This window comes from Paracoccus angustae (genome assembly GCF_042648745.1).
GTDB classification, from domain to species: Bacteria; Pseudomonadota; Alphaproteobacteria; order Rhodobacterales; family Rhodobacteraceae; genus Paracoccus; species Paracoccus angustae.
Genome location: NZ_JBHRXY010000002.1, coordinates 58,824 through 74,294 on the forward strand (window position 1 = coordinate 58,824; position 15,471 = coordinate 74,294).

Below are 15,471 nucleotides of genomic sequence, written 5' to 3' on the forward strand. Positions count from 1 at the left end.
TACTGACAATATAGAATTTTGTTCTGGAATTTTGCGATAGGCTAAGGAAAATAAGGACATTCAGCCACAACGGACGATCATGTCGGAACAGCTTCCACAGAATGCAGGTGCAGCGAAAACAAATTTCCGGCTGGACGAGGTGGATCGCAAAATCCTGTCCTTGTTGCAAGAGGATGCGAGCCTGTCCCTGGACCAGATCGCCGACCGCGTGGGGGCATCGAAGACCCCCGTCTGGAACCGGATCCGCAAGTTGCGCGAGGCCGGCGTGATCCGCCGGCAGGTGGCGATTCTGGACCCCGAGGCGCTTGGGCTGGAGGCCTGCTTCTTCGTGCTGATCCGCACCAGCGAGCATGACAAGGACTGGGCCGCGCGCTTCCTCAAGGCGCTGCGCGACCGCCCCGAGGTGATCGAGGCGCACCGGCTGGCCGGCGACATCGACTATATCCTCAAGGTGCAGGTCCGCAACGCCCGGGCCTATGACCGCTTCTACCAGTCGCTGATCGGCGAGGTGAAGATCCACAACGTCACCGCCCTGCTGTCGATGGAGGAAATCAAGGCGACCAGCGCGCTTCCCATTCCCGACATCGCGCGCTAGGGCTGCGCCCATGGCTGTCTTTACCATCTGGCACAATCCCAAATGCGCGACCTCGCGATTTGTGCTGCACGCCTTGCGGGACGCGGGGGCGGACGTGACGGTGCGCGACTATCAGGCGCAGCCGCCGACGGCGGACGAGCTGCGGGCGGCCCTGGGCCGGCTGGGCATGACCCCGCGCGGCCTGCTGCGGCGCAGGAACACCCCCCACGACGCGCTTGGCCTGGGCGATCCGTCCCTGACCGACGACGCGCTGATCGCGGCCATGGCGGAACATCCCGCCCTGATCGAACGCCCGGTTGTCTTCGGCCCCTCGGGCGCGCGGCTGTGCCGCCCGAAGGAAACCGTTTTCGACATGCTGGCGGGCTGACCGGAATGGCCGCGCCAAGCCTGCTGATCCTGGCCCAGCAGGGACGGCTTGAATTCGAGGCGATCATCTTCGCCGCCAGCCTGCGCCATTGCGCGCCGGATTTCACGGGCCGCCTGATCATAGCCGAACCGCAGCCCGAGGGCGCCTGGTCGGGCCACGGCACGCGGATCGGCGACGACACCCGCGCCCTGCTGGACAGCCTGGGGGCGGCCATCGCGCCCTTCACCGCCCGCCATTTCGGCGCGGCCTATCCCTACGGCAACAAGATCGAGGCGCTGTCGGTCCTGCCCCCGGGACAGCCCTTCGTCTTTTTCGACACCGACACGCTGATCACCGGCCCGCTGGATCTTGTGCCCTTTGACAAGGCCCGCCCGGCGGCCTCGATGCGGCGCAAGGGGACATGGCCCGTTCCGCCGCTTTACGGCCCCGGCTACGCGGGGATCTGGAAGTCGCTTTACGACCGCTTCGGGCTGGATTTCCCGTCCTCCCTGGATCTGTCCCAGCCGGACGAGCATTGGGAGCGGTATCTGTATTTCAACGCGGGCTGGTTCCTCGGTCCCGACCCGGCGGTGTTCGGGCAGCGGTTCCTCGACTGGGCGCTGTCCGTGCGCCACGACCCGCCCGAGGAACTGGCCTGCCAAACCCTCGACCCCTGGCTGGACCAGGTGATCCTGCCCCTGGTCATCCACAGCCTGGGCGGCGGCCGTCCCGGTTCCGGCCTGGCGGGACTGGATGGCGACGTGACCTGCCATTACCGCAACCTGCCGCTGCTTTACGCCCGCGAATCCGACCGGGTGCTGGAGGTTCTGGAGGCCGCCGTCGCCCCCAACCGCATCAAAAGGCGCCTGCGCGAATGGGAACCGGCGAAAAGGCTGATCTACCAGGGCAAGGGCCGCAGCAAGGTCCGCCCGCTGTTCGCGGACGGGCTGCCGTCCAGGGAAAAGCCGATCCGCCAGGCGCTGAAGAAGAACGGCTGGTGGTGGGACTAGCCGCCCTGCCCCGCCGACACCCGCACCGGAATCCCGCGCGGCAGGGAACAGCCCACCATGGAGCTTTCCCTGGCCTCGTCGATCAGGGGCTGCGGGTCCGATCCGTCCTCCAGGTTGCATTGCACCGCCATCTCGGCCCCTGTGGCGATCAGCGGCTCGCCTTCCATCGTCAGATGCACCTTGACCGCGATCGAGGCGACCGCGACCCCGCGCCTGTGCGCGATATAGCGCAGGTCGTTGCAAAAGCAGCCGCCGATGGCCAGCGCCAGCAGCTGCGCCCCGTTGAAGCCCAGGCCCATGCCGCCGGCCTTGCCCTCGGGCCGGTCGGCGATCAGGCAATGGGCGCCCGCCCAGCCAAGCGCGGCCTCGGTTTCCGGCAGGTTCATCAGGCTGACGCTGACAACAGGCATGGCGGCCTCCGCTGACTGAGATCAGCCTAGCACGATCAAGGGGCGCTGTCTGTCACCCCTCGTCCGCGCCGTCGGGCCGTGCAGGATGCCCATCTCGCCGCCCGCCGCCAGCCCACCGATCGCGAGGGCCTGAAATCCGGCCCGTCCGGCGCGCGCAGTCCAACGCCCGACAAGGGCGCAGGGCGCCGGAGCATGTCGTCGGTCGGCCAATCCCGCGCCGGCGCCGTGAGGACGATACTTCCCCGCTTCCTCTGACGCGTCCGGAAGCCTGCCGCGTTCGATGCCGCGGCCGGCAAGTTGCACAAGGGCCGGCGGATCGGCAAGGCGCGCCGGGCGCCATGCCCTTATCGAAGGCCGTGCGGCAGATCTCCGCCTGGCGTCATGCGGCGCGGCATGGCCGTGACCGTAACCGTGCGCAGCCCGGGCTGCCCGCAGCGGCGGCAACCCCCTGCGGCCGCAACGCTGAGGGGGGGGGGGCGGGGCTGCGCGTCACGATCCTGCCGGTCGTTCAGGACAGAACGTCGTCGCAGCGACCGCAGACGCCGGGATGCTTGTGCGTGCCCACATCGGGCAGGATTTTCCAGCACCGCTGGCATTTCTCGCCCTCGGCCGCCTCGAAGACCACGCCGATGCCGGGGGTTTCTGCCATCCGGAAAGCCTCGGCCGGCGCGGGATCCAGGGTCAGCGACAGATCCGAGGTGATGCACACATCCGCGAAATCCACCGACTTCAGCGCGGCCAGCATGTCCCGGTCCTCGACATGGACGACCGGCGCGGCCTCCAGGCTGGCGCCGATGGTCTTGTCGCTGCGCTTGACCTCCAGGGCCGCCGTCACCACGCGGCGGGCGCGGCGGATATGGTCCCATTTCACGGCCAAGGGCTCGTTCAGCCAGTCGGCCGGGGTCGCGGGGAAGTCATGCAGATGCACGCTGTCGTCGTATGACGGAAAGCGCGACAGCCACACGTCCTCGGTCGTGAAGGGCAGGATCGGGGCCAGCCAGGTGACAAGCCGGTGGAACAGGATGTCCAGCACCGTCCGCGCGGCGCGCCTGCGCGGGCTGTCCGGGGCGTCGCAATAAAGCGCATCCTTGCGGATGTCGAAATAGAAGGCCGACAAATCCACCGTGCAGAACTGGAACAGCGTCTGGAACACGCCCTGGAAGTCGAACTGGTCGTAGCCCTTGCGCACCGCGTGATCCAGTTGCGCCAGACGGTGCAGCACCCACTGCTCCAGTTCCGGCATCCGGGCCGGATCCAGCTTCTCGGCATCCGTGAAACCGTCCAGCGCGCCCAGCAGGAAGCGCAGCGTGTTGCGCAACCGGCGATAGCTGTCGGCGGTGCCCTTCAGGATCTCGGGCCCGATCCGCTGGTCGGCGGTGTAATCCGCCTGCGCCACCCACAGCCGCAGGATGTCGGCACCGTATTGCTCGATCACCTTTGCCGGGACAACGGTGTTGCCCAGCGACTTGGACATCTTCATGCCCTTCTCGTCCAGGGTAAAGCCATGCGTGACCACGTTGCGGTAAGGCGCCCGCCCCTTGGTCGCGCAGCCTTGCAGCAAGGACGACTGGAACCAGCCGCGATGCTGGTCGGTGCCTTCCAGATAAACGTCGGCGATCCCGTCCGGCGCCCCGTCCGCCCGGTCGCGCAGCACGAAGGCATGGGTCGAGCCGCTGTCGAACCACACGTCCAGCACGTCCATCACCTGGTCGTAGTCTTCGGGGTTCACGATGCCGTCCAGCACCCGCGCCTTGAAGCCGTCGCGGTACCAGACATCGGCGCCCTCGGCTTCAAAGGCGGCGATGATTCGGTCGTTCACCCGCTGGTCGCGCAGCAGGAAGTCGCCGTCGGTCGGTTTCGCGCCGCGCCGCACGAAGCAGGTCAGCGGCACGCCCCAGGCCCGTTGGCGCGACAGCACCCAGTCGGGGCGGTTTTCCACCATCGCGTGGATGCGGTTGCGTCCGGTCTGCGGCCACCATTTCACCAGCTTGTCGATGCTGTTCAGCGCCCGCGTGCGGATCGTGTCGCCATGCGCGCCCATGCCGTCGGCCAAGGGCTTGTCGATGGCCGCGAACCATTGCGGCGTGTTGCGATAGATCAGCGGCGCCTTGGACCGCCAGCTGTGCGGGTAGGAGTGCTTGATCTTCCCCTTGGCCAGCAGCGCGCCCGCATAGGCCAGCTGCCTGATGACGCTGACATTGGCCGGGCCGTCCTTGCCGTCCGTCTGGATGATCGCCTCGCCGCCGAAGATCGGCAGATCCTTGCGGTAGCTGCCGTCGGGTTCGACATTGTAGGTCATCGGCAGCCTGTATTTCAGGCCAAGCTGATAGTCGTCGTCGCCGTGGCTGGGGGCGGTATGGACAAAGCCGGTGCCCGCGTCGTCCGTGACGTGATCGCCGGGCAGCAAAGGCACGTCATAGTCCCATTCGCCATTGCCGCCCTCGATGCCGCGAAGGGGGTGGCACAGCACGGCCCCCTCAAGCTCGGATGCGGGAACATCGGCCACGCGCTGCCAATCCTCGATCCTGGCGGCCTTCATCACGCCGTCCGACAGGGCATCGGCCAGCACCAGCAACTCGCCCCGCTGCGCGGTCGCGCCCTCGGCCACCGCGCCCACCTGATACAGGCCATAGGCGATGCCCGGATTGAACGCGACGGCCCGGTTCTGCGGAATGGTCCAGGGCGTCGTGGTCCAGATGACCACGCTTGCGGGCTTCTTCTTTGCCCAAATACCCTGCGACGATCCCACCCGGAACCGCACCCAGATGGTATGGCTGGTGTGGTCCTTGTATTCCACCTCGGCCTCGGCCAGGGCCGTCTTTTCCACCGGCGACCACATCACGGGCTTGCTGCCCTGATACAGCGATCCGTTCATCACCAGCTTCATGAACTCGGCCGCGATCACCGCCTCGGCGTGGAAATCCATCGTCAGGTAGGGATCGTCCCATTTCCCGGTGATGCCCAGACGCTTGAACTCGTCGCGCTGGATGCCGATCCAGTCGGCGGCGAAGCGGCGGCATTCCTGGCGGAATTCGACCACGTCCACGGCGTCCTTGTCGCGGCCCTCGGCGCGGTATTTCTCCTCGATCTTCCATTCGATCGGCAGGCCGTGGCAGTCCCAGCCGGGGACATAGCGCGCGTCGCGGCCCATCATCTGGTGGCTGCGCACCACGATGTCCTTGATCGTCTTGTTCAGCGCGTGGCCGATATGCAGGTGCCCGTTCGCATAAGGAGGGCCGTCGTGCAGGATAAAGGGCGCGCGGCCTTCCGCACGTTCGCGCAGGCGGTCGTAGATGCCGATGCGGTCCCAGCGGGCCAGCCATTCGGGCTCGCGCTGCGGAAGGCCCGCGCGCATCGGGAACTCGGTCTGCGGCAGGAAAACGGTGTCGCGGTAGTCGGGGGCGTCGGTCGCGAGGGTGGTATCGGCGGGCGTATCGGCGGCCATGGGGGCATCCTTCGGGGGACAGGTTCGGACATGCGGCGACCCGGCGGCGCGAAACCTCACGCCGCCGGGTTGCTAATTCGGGGTCCGAACGCCAGAAATTCCATGCCGCCCTCTATAGAAAGCCGCCCGCGTGCCCGCAACCCTGACCGACGATGCCCTGAGCCGCCGCCGCAGCGCCGTGTCGCGCTTCGTCCGCGACCGATACGGCCCGCGCGGCACCCTGCGCCTGCACCGCGCGGCGCTTGGGCTGGACCTGCTGCGCGCGCCGGTCAACGTGATGCTGTCGCCGGTCTTCCTGCTGACCCGGCTGGGGGCCTGGCTGCTGTCGCGGCTTGGGGCGAAACGCGCGGGCGGCTGGCTGGCAAGGCGACGGGTGTTCCTTCCCTCGGACATGGGCCGGGTGATCGAGGCCGATCTGCTGGTTCTGATCGCCGACCTGGACGCCCGGGGCATCGGCCCCGGCGCCCCGCCTGATGCCGTCCGCCGCGAAGCCGCGGCCCTGGCCGAAACCCGCAACGCCGTGTCCGAGATCACCACCTCGCTGATCGTGCTGGCCGGGGGCTGGCTGCTGTTCAACCGCGCCACGCCGGGCATCATCTCGCTGGCCGGGCCGCTGGCCGAGATCCGCGCCCATTCCACCGCGGTCGGCGACTTCCTGCTGGGCGACCGCCTGGGCCGGGCCTGGTACTGGGCCTTCCCCGTCGAGTTGTCCCCCTGGGAGGTGATCGGCACCGGCATCGCCCTGGCCGTGGCCGGGTCGCTGGTCACGACCTTCGCCGGGCTGATCGCCGACCCCCTCCAGCTTTGGGCCGGCACCCATCGCCGCCGCATCCTGCGCCTGCTGGACCGCCTGGACCGGGCCGCGCCCGCCGGGGGGATCGAGCGCGAGCACCTGCTGGCCCGCGCGGGCGACCTGTCGGACGCCGTGCTGATGCTGTGGCGGAACTTGCGCTAGCCCCTGTTCAGCCGCGCCCGCGATACCCCGCCACGCCTTGGTCCGGCAGCCACAATCCCGCAGGCGCCGCGCCCGTCTGCCAGAACACGTCGATGGGCATCCCGCCGCGCGGATACCAGTATCCCCCGATCCGCAGCCATTGCGGCGCGATCGCCTGAACCAGCCGTTTGCCGATGCCCACCGTGCAGTCCTCGTGAAAGGCGCCGTGGTTGCGGAAGCTGCCCAGGAACAGCTTCAGCGATTTCGACTCCACCAGCCAGTCGCCCGGAACATAGTCGATCACCAGATGCGCGAAATCCGGCTGGCCGGTGATCGGGCACAGGCTGGTGAACTCGGGCTGCGTGAAGCGGACGGCATAGGTTTCGCCCGCCTGGGGGTTCGGAACGCGCTCCAGCACGGCCCGGTCGGGGCTGGCGGGCAGATCGGTCTTGGCGCCAAGCTGGGTCAGCGCATCGGTGTAGTGGGACATGGGGCATCCTTTCAAGCGGCGCGTGGCGATAGCAGCCGCCGCCCCCTGCGTCAAACCGCGCCTTGCGCCCTGCCCGCCCCCGCGCCACATAGGCGCCATGATCCCGCCCCGCTTCGATGTCAGCGCAGACCAGATCGGCCAGGTCGTCGCCGTCTTCTACGGCGCCGTTCGCCGGCACGAGGTGCTGGGCCCGGTCTTCGCCAACCACGTTTCCGACTGGCCCGCGCACGAGGCCAGGATCGCCGCCTTCTGGCGCAACGCGATCCTTTACGAACGCAGCTACGACGGCAGTCCGATGCGCGCGCACATGCGGGCGGGCGACGTGCGCGCCGATCACTTTCCCGTCTGGCTGGCGCTGTTCGACGAAACCCTGCGCCGCACCCTGCCCCCGGACGCGGCCCGCGCCTGGTCCGCCCTGGCCCACCGGATCGGCCAGGGCCTGCGCATGGGGGTCGAGGACATCCGCCCCACCCCCGGCGGCCCGCCTGTCCTGCGATGATGGCCTGCGCTAGCGCCGCGGCGGGCGCGCCTTGTAGGTCGGCAGGCTCCAGCCCAGCAGCAGGCTGCCCGCGCGCAGGGCGATAACCACCAGCCCGCAGAAGATCAGCGCAACCGGCCGGGGCATCCCGACCCCGATCAGCGCCACGGCCACAACCGCGCCCCCGAAGGTCGCGGTGACGTAAAGCTCCTTCTGCTTCAGGACCAGGGGCAACTCGTTGCCCACCACGTCGCGGATCAGCCCGCCGAAGGTGCCGGTGACAACGCCCATGGCGACAACCACCACCGGGCTTGCCCCGGTTTCCAGCGCCAGGCCGACACCCGCAGGCACGGCCACCGCCAGGGCGAAGGCGTCCAGCCAGACGATCAGGCGATAGCGGCTTTCGAACAGATGGGCGGTGAAGAACACCAGCACCGCGGCCCCCGCCGTCAGCAGGACCAGTTCGGGCCGCTGCACCCAGAACACCGGATCGCGGCCCAGAACAAGGTCGCGCACGGTGCCGCCGCCGATGCCGGTCAGCGTGGCGAAGAAGATGAAGCCCACCAGATCAAGCTGCGCCCGGCTGGCCACCAGCGCCCCGGTCAGCGCGAAAACCAGCACGCTGGCGTGATCCAGCCACGGGACAAGCCCCGCCAGCGTCACCCCGCGGCCTTCGCGGGCTTGAAGGGCGCCATGCCGCCGCGCGCCAGTTCGTCGGCGCGTTCGTTCTCGGGGTGCCCGGCATGGCCCTTGATCCAGGCCCATGTGACCTTGTGTCGCCGCTGCGCCTCGTCCAGGCGCTGCCACAGTTCGGCGTTCTTGACGGGCTTCCTGTCGGCGGTCTTCCAGCCGTTCCGCTTCCAGCCGTGGATCCACTGGGTCACGCCGTTCTTCACATAGGCGCTGTCGGTGGTGATGGTGATCGCGCTTGGCCGCGCCAGCACCTCCAGCGCCGAGATCGCCGCCATCAGCTCCATCCGGTTGTTGGTGGTCAGCGCCTCGCCGCCCGCCAGCTCGCGCTCCTTGACAACGGTGTCGCCGTCCATCGCGCGCATCAGCACGCCCCACCCGCCGGGGCCGGGATTGCCGCTGCACGCGCCGTCGGTCCAGGCGAAAAGCTCAGCCATCCAGCCCCACATATCCCGGCAGCGCCGCGATCCGGTCCAGCCAGCGGCCAACCGCCGGAAACCGCGCCATGTCGAAGCCGCCCCGCGCTCCCGCCGTGTGGGTATAGGCGTAAAGGCAGATGTCGGCCAGGCTGACCGCGTCGCCCGCCAGCCAGTCGCGATCCGCCAGCCGGTTCTCCATCACCCGCAGAACGGCATGTCCCCGCTCCAACAGGTCGGCAAGGCGTTCCGGCGTCGCCTGCGCGGCGCGGTCGGGATACCACAGCAGCGCGGCGCGGACGGCGACAACGGGTTCGTGGCTGTATTGTTCCCAGAACATCCAGCCCAGCATCTGCGCGCGGGCCACGGGGTCGGCGGGGATGAAATCCGTCCCCTCGCCCAGATACCACAGGATCGCGTCGGATTCGGCCAACATCGTCCCGTCGTCCAGGCGCAAGGCGGGCAGCTTGCCATAAGGCAGCAGGGGCTTCACCTGGGCCAGGGCGGCCGATCCGTGCTCGCAATCGACCAGATCGACCGCGCGCCCCAGCAGCGCCAGCAGCAGCCGCAGCTTGTAGCTGTTGCCCGACGAGGGCATGGAATAAAGCCGCATCAAGCCTCTTTCACCTTTGTCCAAATATCCCGGGGGTCCGGGGGCTGGCCCCCGGTCTGCCTGTCAGGCGGTTTCCCGCAGCACTTTCGGCACCTTGAACTCGACATTCTCCTGCGCCGTCTCGACGATTTCCACCGTCACGTCGTAGCGGCCGCGAAAGGCGTCGATCACCTCGTTGACCAGCACCTCGGGGGCGGACGCGCCTGCGGTGACGCCCACCGCGCGGGCGCCCTCGATGGCCCGCCAGTCGATCTGGTCCGCGCGCATCACCAGCTGCGAATAAGCGCAGCCCGCCGCCCGCCCCACCTCGACCAGGCGCCTGGAGTTCGAGGAATTCGGCGCCCCGATCACCAGCAGCGCGTCGATCTTGGGCGCCACCGCCTTGACCGCCGCCTGGCGGTTGGTGGTGGCATAGCAGATGTCCTCGCGCGCGGGACCGGCGATGGCGGGAAAACGCGCCCTCAGGGCCTCGACGATCTCGGCGGTGTCGTCGACCGACAGGGTGGTCTGGGTGATAAAGGCCAGCCGGTCGGGATCGCGCGGGCTGATGCGGGCCACATCGGCGGCCGTCTCGACCAGGATCACCTCGCCCGGGGGCAGCTGGCCCATGGTGCCCAGAACCTCGGGATGGCCTTCGTGGCCGATCATCACCATCTGCAACCCTTCGCCATGATGGCGCGCGGCCTCGTTGTGGACCTTGGTCACAAGGGGGCAGGTCGCGTCCACATGGATCATGTTGCGCCGCCGCGCCTCGGCGGGCACCGCCTTGGGTACGCCGTGGGCGGAAAAGATCACCGGACGGTCGTCGGGCACCTGGTCCAGTTCCTCGACAAAGACCGCGCCCTGGTCGCGCAGACTGTCCACCACGAACTTGTTGTGGACGATCTCGTGGCGGACATAAACGGGGGCGCCCCATTTCTGCAACGCCATCTCGACGATCTTGATCGCACGGTCCACGCCCGCGCAGAACCCGCGCGGCGCGGCCAGATAAAGCATCAGGGGTGGTTTCGCGTGTTCCATGCCACCGAGGTAGCGCGCCGGGACCGTTTCGTCCAGCCGCCAGGCCGTCACGAACCGGCAACCGCCAGCAGCCCCTCGACATCCAGATGCGCTTCCAGGTGATCCGCCAGACCGTCCAGCGCCTGATCCACGCCCGCCGCGTATCCCGGTTGCGAGCGCGCGCCCAACCGGGCAAGGAAAGCCGCGCGGAACCCGTCGTCCGAGAACAGGCCGTGCAGATACGTCCCCGCGATCCGGCCATCGGCGCTGATCGCGCCGTCGGGTCCGGGGACATGGGCGAAGGGCCGCGCGCAGTCGGGGCCGAAGCTGCGGCCCATGTGGATCTCGTATCCCGTGACCGGCTGGCCCAGGGCGGTGCCGGTGACGCGTTCCAGCCGCTTGTCGCGGGCCATCGCGGTGTCCACGTCCAGAAGGCCCAGGCCCGCGACCTCGCCCGGCGCGCCGTCGCAACCCAGAGGATCGCGGATCGCCCGGCCCAGCATCTGGAACCCGCCGCAAAGGCCCAGAACGTGCCCGCCGCGCCGGACATGGGCGGCCAGATCGACATCCCATCCCTGCGCCCGCAGAAAGGCCAGATCCCCCAGGGTCGATTTGGTGCCGGGCAGAACCACCAGATCGGCATCGCCGGGAACGGCCCTGCCCGGCTCCAGCATGGTCAGCCGCACGCCCGGTTCGGCGGCCAGCGGATCCAGATCGTCGAAATTCGCGATCCGCGACAGGCACAGGCAGACCACATGCAGCCCCTCGCCCCGCGAGGCGCGCAGGTCCACCGCGTCTTCGGCGGGCAGGCGGTGCGCGCCGGAAAACCACGGCACCACGCCGAAGCCGCGCCAGCCGGTGCGCCGTTCGATCATCTCGTATCCGTCGTCGAACAGGCGCGGATCGCCCCGGAACTTGTTGACCAGAAAGCCCCGGATCATGGCCGCGTCGCCCGGGTCCAGAACCGCCCGGGTGCCGACGATCTGCGCGATCACCCCGCCCCGGTCGATGTCGCCCGCCAGCACCACCGGCACCCCAGCCGCGCGGGCAAAGCCCATGTTGGCGATGTCGCGGGGGCGCAGGTTGACCTCGGCCGGGCTGCCCGCGCCCTCCACGATCACCAGGTCATGGGCGGCGGACAGCCGTCCGAAGCTCTCCAGAACCCCCGCCAGCAGCCGCGGGCGCAAGGCGGCGTAATCGCGCGCCTCGGCCCGGGCCACCGCGCGCCCGTGCAGGATCACCTGCGCGCCGGTGTCGGTTTCGGGCTTCAGCAGCACGGGGTTCATGTCGACCAGCGGCTCCAGCCCGCAGGCCTGCGCCTGCAACGCCTGCGCCCGGCCGATTTCCCCGCCGTCCGCCGTCACCGCGGCGTTGTTCGACATGTTCTGCGGCTTGAAGGGCGCGACCGACAGGCCGCGCCGCCGCGCGGCCCGGCACAATCCCGCCACCAGCAGCGACTTTCCGACATTCGATCCGGTGCCCTGGACCATCAGCGCGGGCATGGGTTTCTCTTGCTTGCCATCATCAACCCGGATGACTAGATAGGCGCGTCCGAAAGCGAAAGGCCCCAAGCCGTGGAAAACGTCGTCCTGACCATCCATCTGATCCTCGCGGTGCTGCTCACCGGGGTGGTGCTGCTGCAACGATCCGAGGGCGGCGGGCTTGGCATGGGCGGCGGCGGCGTGATGACCGGCCGTCAGGCGGCCAACGCCCTGACGCGGCTGACCTGGATCTTCGGTATCGCGCTGTTTGTGACCTCGATCGCGCTGACCATCATCGCCGCGCGGCAGGTGTCGAACAGTTCCATCATGGACCAGTTGGGCGTGCCCGAAAGCCGTCAGGATTCGACCCTGCCGCAGGTGCCGGCCTATGTGCCGCCGCCCTCGACCGGGACGGCTGGCGATCCGCTGACCCCGCCCGCGCCGGAAGCCGCCGACACGCCCGCGCCCCAAGCGGCCCCGGCCCCGGCCCCGGTTCCTGCCGCGGAACCCGCGATCCCGCCCGCGGCCGAGACCCCGGCGGCAACCGCCGCGCCCGAGACCCCGGCGGCACCCGCAGCGCCCGCGCCGGCGAACTGACCCGCACTACAAATTGGGGCGGCTGAACCCGCCCCCACATCAACTTGCGGTTCCTTGCGGCCACGGGGCGAATCGGCTATAGCTTGACTCCCGTGATGCTGGCCGCCGGACGGTCCGCAATCAGACAGACTTTGCGAAATCACGGGGGCCTCATGGCGCGTTACATCTTCATCACCGGCGGCGTCGTGTCCTCGCTCGGCAAGGGCCTGGCCTCGGCGGCACTGGGCGCGCTGTTGCAGGCACGGGGCTTCACCGTGCGGCTGCGCAAGCTGGACCCGTACCTGAACGTCGATCCCGGCACCATGTCGCCCTTCGAGCATGGCGAGGTCTTCGTGACCGACGACGGCGCGGAAACCGACCTGGACCTGGGCCATTACGAACGCTTCACCGGGGTCGCGGCGCGGCGCACGGACAGCGTGTCCTCGGGGCGCATCTATTCCAACGTGCTGGAAAAGGAACGCCGGGGCGAATACCTGGGCAAGACCATCCAGGTCATTCCGCACGTCACCAACGAGATCAAGGACTTCATCTCGATCGGCGACGACGAGGTCGATTTCATGCTGTGCGAGATCGGCGGCACGGTGGGCGACATCGAGGGCCTGCCCTTCTTCGAGGCGATCCGCCAGTTCATCCACGAACGCCCGCGCGGCCAGTGCATCCTGATGCATCTGACGTTGCTGCCCTATCTGTCGGCCAGCGGAGAACTGAAGACCAAGCCCACCCAGCACAGCGTCAAGGAACTGCAATCCATCGGCCTGGCCCCCGACGTGCTGGTTTGCCGCAGCGAACACCCGATCCCGGAAAAGGAACGCGCCAAGATCGCGCTGTTCTGCAACGTCCGCCCCGATGCCGTGATCCCCGCCTATGACCTGAAGACGATCTACGAGGCGCCCTTGGCCTATCACCGCGCGGGCCTGGACCGCGCGGTGCTGGACGCCTTCCAGATCAGCCCCGCCCCGCGTCCCGACCTGTCGAAATGGGAAGACGTGATGGATCGGCTGGAAAACGCCGAGGGCCAGGTGAACATCGCCGTGGTGGGCAAGTACACCCAGCTCGAGGATGCCTACAAATCCATCGCCGAGGCGCTGACCCATGGCGGCATGGCCAACCGCGTCCGCGTGCGCGCAGACTGGGTGGACAGCGAGAAGCTGGAAGGCGAGGGCGCGCATCTGCTGGACGGCTACCACGGCATCATCGTGCCCGGCGGTTTCGGCGAAAGGGGCACCGAGGGGATGCTGGCCGCCGCGAAATACGCGCGCGAGAAGAAGGTGCCCTACCTGGGCATCTGCCTGGGGATGCAGATGGCCGTGATCGAGGCCGCGCGCAACCTGGCCGGAATGCCCGACGCGGGGTCCGAGGAGTTCGACCACGAGGCGGGCAAGACGCGCTTCACGCCCGTGGTTTATCACCTCAAGGAATGGGTGCAGGGCAACTATACCGTCCAGCGCAAGGTGACGGACGACAAGGGCGGCACCATGCGGCTTGGCGCCTATACCGCCGTGCTGGCGCCGAATTCGAGGATCAGCGAGGTTTATGGCGGCGCGACCGAGATCGAGGACCGCCACCGCCACCGCTACGAGGTCGATGCGACCTACCGCGAGGCCCTGGAACGGGCCGGCCTGTGCTTTTCCGGCATGTCGCCCGACGGCAAGCTGCCCGAGGTGATCGAATATGCCGACCACCCCTGGTTCATCGGCGTGCAGTCCCACCCCGAACTGAAGTCGAAGCCCTTCGACCCCGCGCCGCTGTTCGCGGGTTTCGTGCGCGCCGCGATGCAGGAAGGGCGGCTGGTGTGAACGCGTGAAAACCCCTTGATTTCGGCGAACGGCTGGCGACTGTTGTTTGCAGTGTCATCAAGGGGATCGCAGGTGGCGGTCAATACGAGTACCTGGGTCTGGTATGACCCCAAGGACCGCTATGTCCTGGCAAGCGGGTCGCCCACGAATTTCAGCCGCAGCGTTCAGAACGGCCCCGGCGTCCATCTGGACCGCCTGACGGAAAACGCCTTCTGGACCGAGGTGAACGGCGACAACCGGATCGAGGACCGCGACGGGCAGGATGGCGGCGGCGGCGCCTTCAACGCCCCCATCGGCGAGGGGCTGACCATCGACGGCAGGTTCAGCCAGCTGTCGACCTATGCGGTGTTTCCGGCCACGGTGACGGCGGCGGACGGCCGAACCATCGCCAACCTGGCGCTTGCGGCCTATCAGTTCCCCGACACGACCATCGCCTTTCGCCTGGAGGACACCGCGATCCAGGCCCTGAGCCTGGCGGGGATCGGCCGCGGCGCGATCCAGGCCGTGACGATCACCGGGGGTCCGGTTCATTCCCGCGGCGTCACGCCCTCGGGCCATGACGACGCCTTTCCCTGCTACACCCCCGGCACGCTGATCGAGACCGATGCCGGTCCGCGCCCGGTTGAATCGCTTCGCGCGGGCGACAGGGTGTGGACGCGAGACCACGGATTCCAGCCGGTCCTGTGGGCGGGCATCCGGCGCATCGCCCTGCCCGCCGATGGCAGCCGCGACCACCTGCGCCCGGTGCGCATCGCCCCGGGGATCCTGGACCGCGCCGGGGGCGGGCTGCTGGTCTCGCCCCAGCACCGGATCCTGCTGCATTCGCGGATCGCGCAGCGGATGTTCGGAACGATGCAGGTGCTGGTGCCTGCCAAGGCCCTGCTGGATCTGCCCGGGGTCACGCTGGCGACCGGCATCGCCTGCGTCACCTATGTCCACTTCGCCTGCGCCAGCCACCAGATCGTGCGCGCCAACGGCGTTCTGAGCGAAAGCCTGTATCTGGGCAGCCAAGCCCTGCTCACGCTGGGCGCGGCGGCCCGGGCCGAGATCGCGGCGATCTTTCCCGGCCTGGACAGCCCCGTTCCCGCCGCGCGGCTGGTGGGCGTCGCGCAGGCCCGCAGCCTGATCGCCCGTCACCGGCGCAACGGGCGGCCGGTCCTGGCCGCCTGAC

Annotated in this window: 16 protein-coding genes; 8 read left to right on the forward strand and 8 right to left on the reverse strand. The window is 68.7% G+C overall.

Annotated features, from left to right (window positions below; genetic code table 11):
* The first annotated feature begins 79 nt into the window (after positions 1 to 79).
* From ACFOM8_RS03325 to ACFOM8_RS03335, 3 genes are read left to right on the forward strand one after another with little or no spacing between them, the layout of a single operon-like run.
* Positions 80 to 595: an Lrp/AsnC family transcriptional regulator gene (locus ACFOM8_RS03325; RefSeq protein ID WP_377759301.1), complete on the forward strand. Its 516-nt coding sequence runs from the start codon at positions 80 to 82 to the stop codon at positions 593 to 595.
* A gap of 10 nt (positions 596 to 605) precedes the next feature.
* Positions 606 to 962 (forward strand): arsenate reductase (glutaredoxin), encoded by a 357-nt coding sequence (gene arsC, locus ACFOM8_RS03330; RefSeq protein ID WP_377759303.1) that lies wholly within the window; start codon positions 606 to 608, stop codon positions 960 to 962.
* Positions 963 to 967: 5 nt separating this feature from the next.
* Positions 968 to 1,951, forward strand: coding sequence for a hypothetical protein (locus ACFOM8_RS03335; RefSeq protein ID WP_377759305.1), 984 nt, complete (start codon positions 968 to 970; stop codon positions 1,949 to 1,951).
* Here ACFOM8_RS03335 and ACFOM8_RS03340 read toward each other — a convergent pair.
* The gene (locus tag ACFOM8_RS03340) at positions 1,948 to 2,361 is read right to left on the reverse strand and encodes an OsmC family protein (RefSeq protein ID WP_377759307.1); all 414 of its coding nucleotides are present in this window, start codon (positions 2,359 to 2,361) and stop codon (positions 1,948 to 1,950) included. The two genes, ACFOM8_RS03335 and ACFOM8_RS03340, sit on opposite strands and share 4 nt — an antisense overlap.
* Before the next feature lie 508 nt (positions 2,362 to 2,869).
* Entirely contained in the window at positions 2,870 to 5,806 is a 2,937-nt protein-coding gene (gene ileS, locus ACFOM8_RS03345) for an isoleucine--tRNA ligase (RefSeq protein ID WP_377759309.1), read from the reverse strand.
* Between the two features lie 130 nt (positions 5,807 to 5,936).
* Between ileS and ACFOM8_RS03350 the strand changes: the two genes are divergently transcribed.
* Positions 5,937 to 6,761: a DUF6635 family protein gene (locus tag ACFOM8_RS03350; RefSeq protein WP_377759311.1), complete on the forward strand. Its 825-nt coding sequence runs from the start codon at positions 5,937 to 5,939 to the stop codon at positions 6,759 to 6,761.
* Between the two features lie 7 nt (positions 6,762 to 6,768).
* On the opposite strand, the gene queF is transcribed toward ACFOM8_RS03350, so the two are convergent.
* A complete protein-coding gene (gene queF / locus ACFOM8_RS03355) occupies positions 6,769 to 7,230 on the reverse strand; it encodes a preQ(1) synthase (RefSeq protein ID WP_377759313.1) in 462 nt (153 codons plus the stop codon).
* A gap of 97 nt (positions 7,231 to 7,327) precedes the next feature.
* On the opposite strand from queF, the gene ACFOM8_RS03360 reads away from it, so the two are divergent.
* Positions 7,328 to 7,729, forward strand: a complete 402-nt coding sequence (locus tag ACFOM8_RS03360; protein WP_377759315.1) for a group III truncated hemoglobin — start codon at positions 7,328 to 7,330, stop codon at positions 7,727 to 7,729.
* 9 nt (positions 7,730 to 7,738) lie between these two features.
* On the opposite strand, the gene ACFOM8_RS03365 is transcribed toward ACFOM8_RS03360, so the two are convergent.
* The 5 genes from ACFOM8_RS03365 to ACFOM8_RS03385 all read right to left on the reverse strand — a co-directional run bounded on the left by ACFOM8_RS03365 (position 7,739) and on the right by ACFOM8_RS03385 (position 11,928).
* The gene (locus ACFOM8_RS03365) at positions 7,739 to 8,365 is read right to left on the reverse strand and encodes a trimeric intracellular cation channel family protein (RefSeq protein WP_377760050.1); all 627 of its coding nucleotides are present in this window, start codon (positions 8,363 to 8,365) and stop codon (positions 7,739 to 7,741) included.
* Between the two features lie 2 nt (positions 8,366 to 8,367).
* Positions 8,368 to 8,835, reverse strand: coding sequence for a ribonuclease HI (gene rnhA / locus ACFOM8_RS03370; protein WP_377759317.1), 468 nt, complete (start codon positions 8,833 to 8,835; stop codon positions 8,368 to 8,370).
* Positions 8,828 to 9,427 (reverse strand): glutathione S-transferase family protein, encoded by a 600-nt coding sequence (locus ACFOM8_RS03375; protein ID WP_377759318.1) that lies wholly within the window; start codon positions 9,425 to 9,427, stop codon positions 8,828 to 8,830. Before ACFOM8_RS03375 ends, rnhA begins: the two co-directional genes overlap by 8 nt.
* Before the next feature lie 63 nt (positions 9,428 to 9,490).
* Positions 9,491 to 10,447, reverse strand: a complete 957-nt coding sequence (ispH, locus tag ACFOM8_RS03380; protein WP_377759320.1) for a 4-hydroxy-3-methylbut-2-enyl diphosphate reductase — start codon at positions 10,445 to 10,447, stop codon at positions 9,491 to 9,493.
* Positions 10,448 to 10,494: 47 nt separating this feature from the next.
* A complete protein-coding gene (locus ACFOM8_RS03385) occupies positions 10,495 to 11,928 on the reverse strand; it encodes a cobyric acid synthase (RefSeq protein ID WP_377759322.1) in 1,434 nt (477 codons plus the stop codon).
* Between the two features lie 72 nt (positions 11,929 to 12,000).
* Between ACFOM8_RS03385 and secG the strand changes: the two genes are divergently transcribed.
* The 3 genes from secG to ACFOM8_RS03400 all read left to right on the forward strand — a co-directional run bounded on the left by secG (position 12,001) and on the right by ACFOM8_RS03400 (position 15,470).
* Positions 12,001 to 12,504 (forward strand): preprotein translocase subunit SecG, encoded by a 504-nt coding sequence (gene secG / locus ACFOM8_RS03390; RefSeq protein WP_377759324.1) that lies wholly within the window; start codon positions 12,001 to 12,003, stop codon positions 12,502 to 12,504.
* Between the two features lie 152 nt (positions 12,505 to 12,656).
* Positions 12,657 to 14,300: a CTP synthase gene (locus ACFOM8_RS03395; protein ID WP_377759326.1), complete on the forward strand. Its 1,644-nt coding sequence runs from the start codon at positions 12,657 to 12,659 to the stop codon at positions 14,298 to 14,300.
* Positions 14,301 to 14,372: 72 nt separating this feature from the next.
* Positions 14,373 to 15,470, forward strand: coding sequence for a Hint domain-containing protein (locus tag ACFOM8_RS03400; RefSeq protein ID WP_377759327.1), 1,098 nt, complete (start codon positions 14,373 to 14,375; stop codon positions 15,468 to 15,470).
* Position 15,471 lies beyond the last annotated feature (1 nt).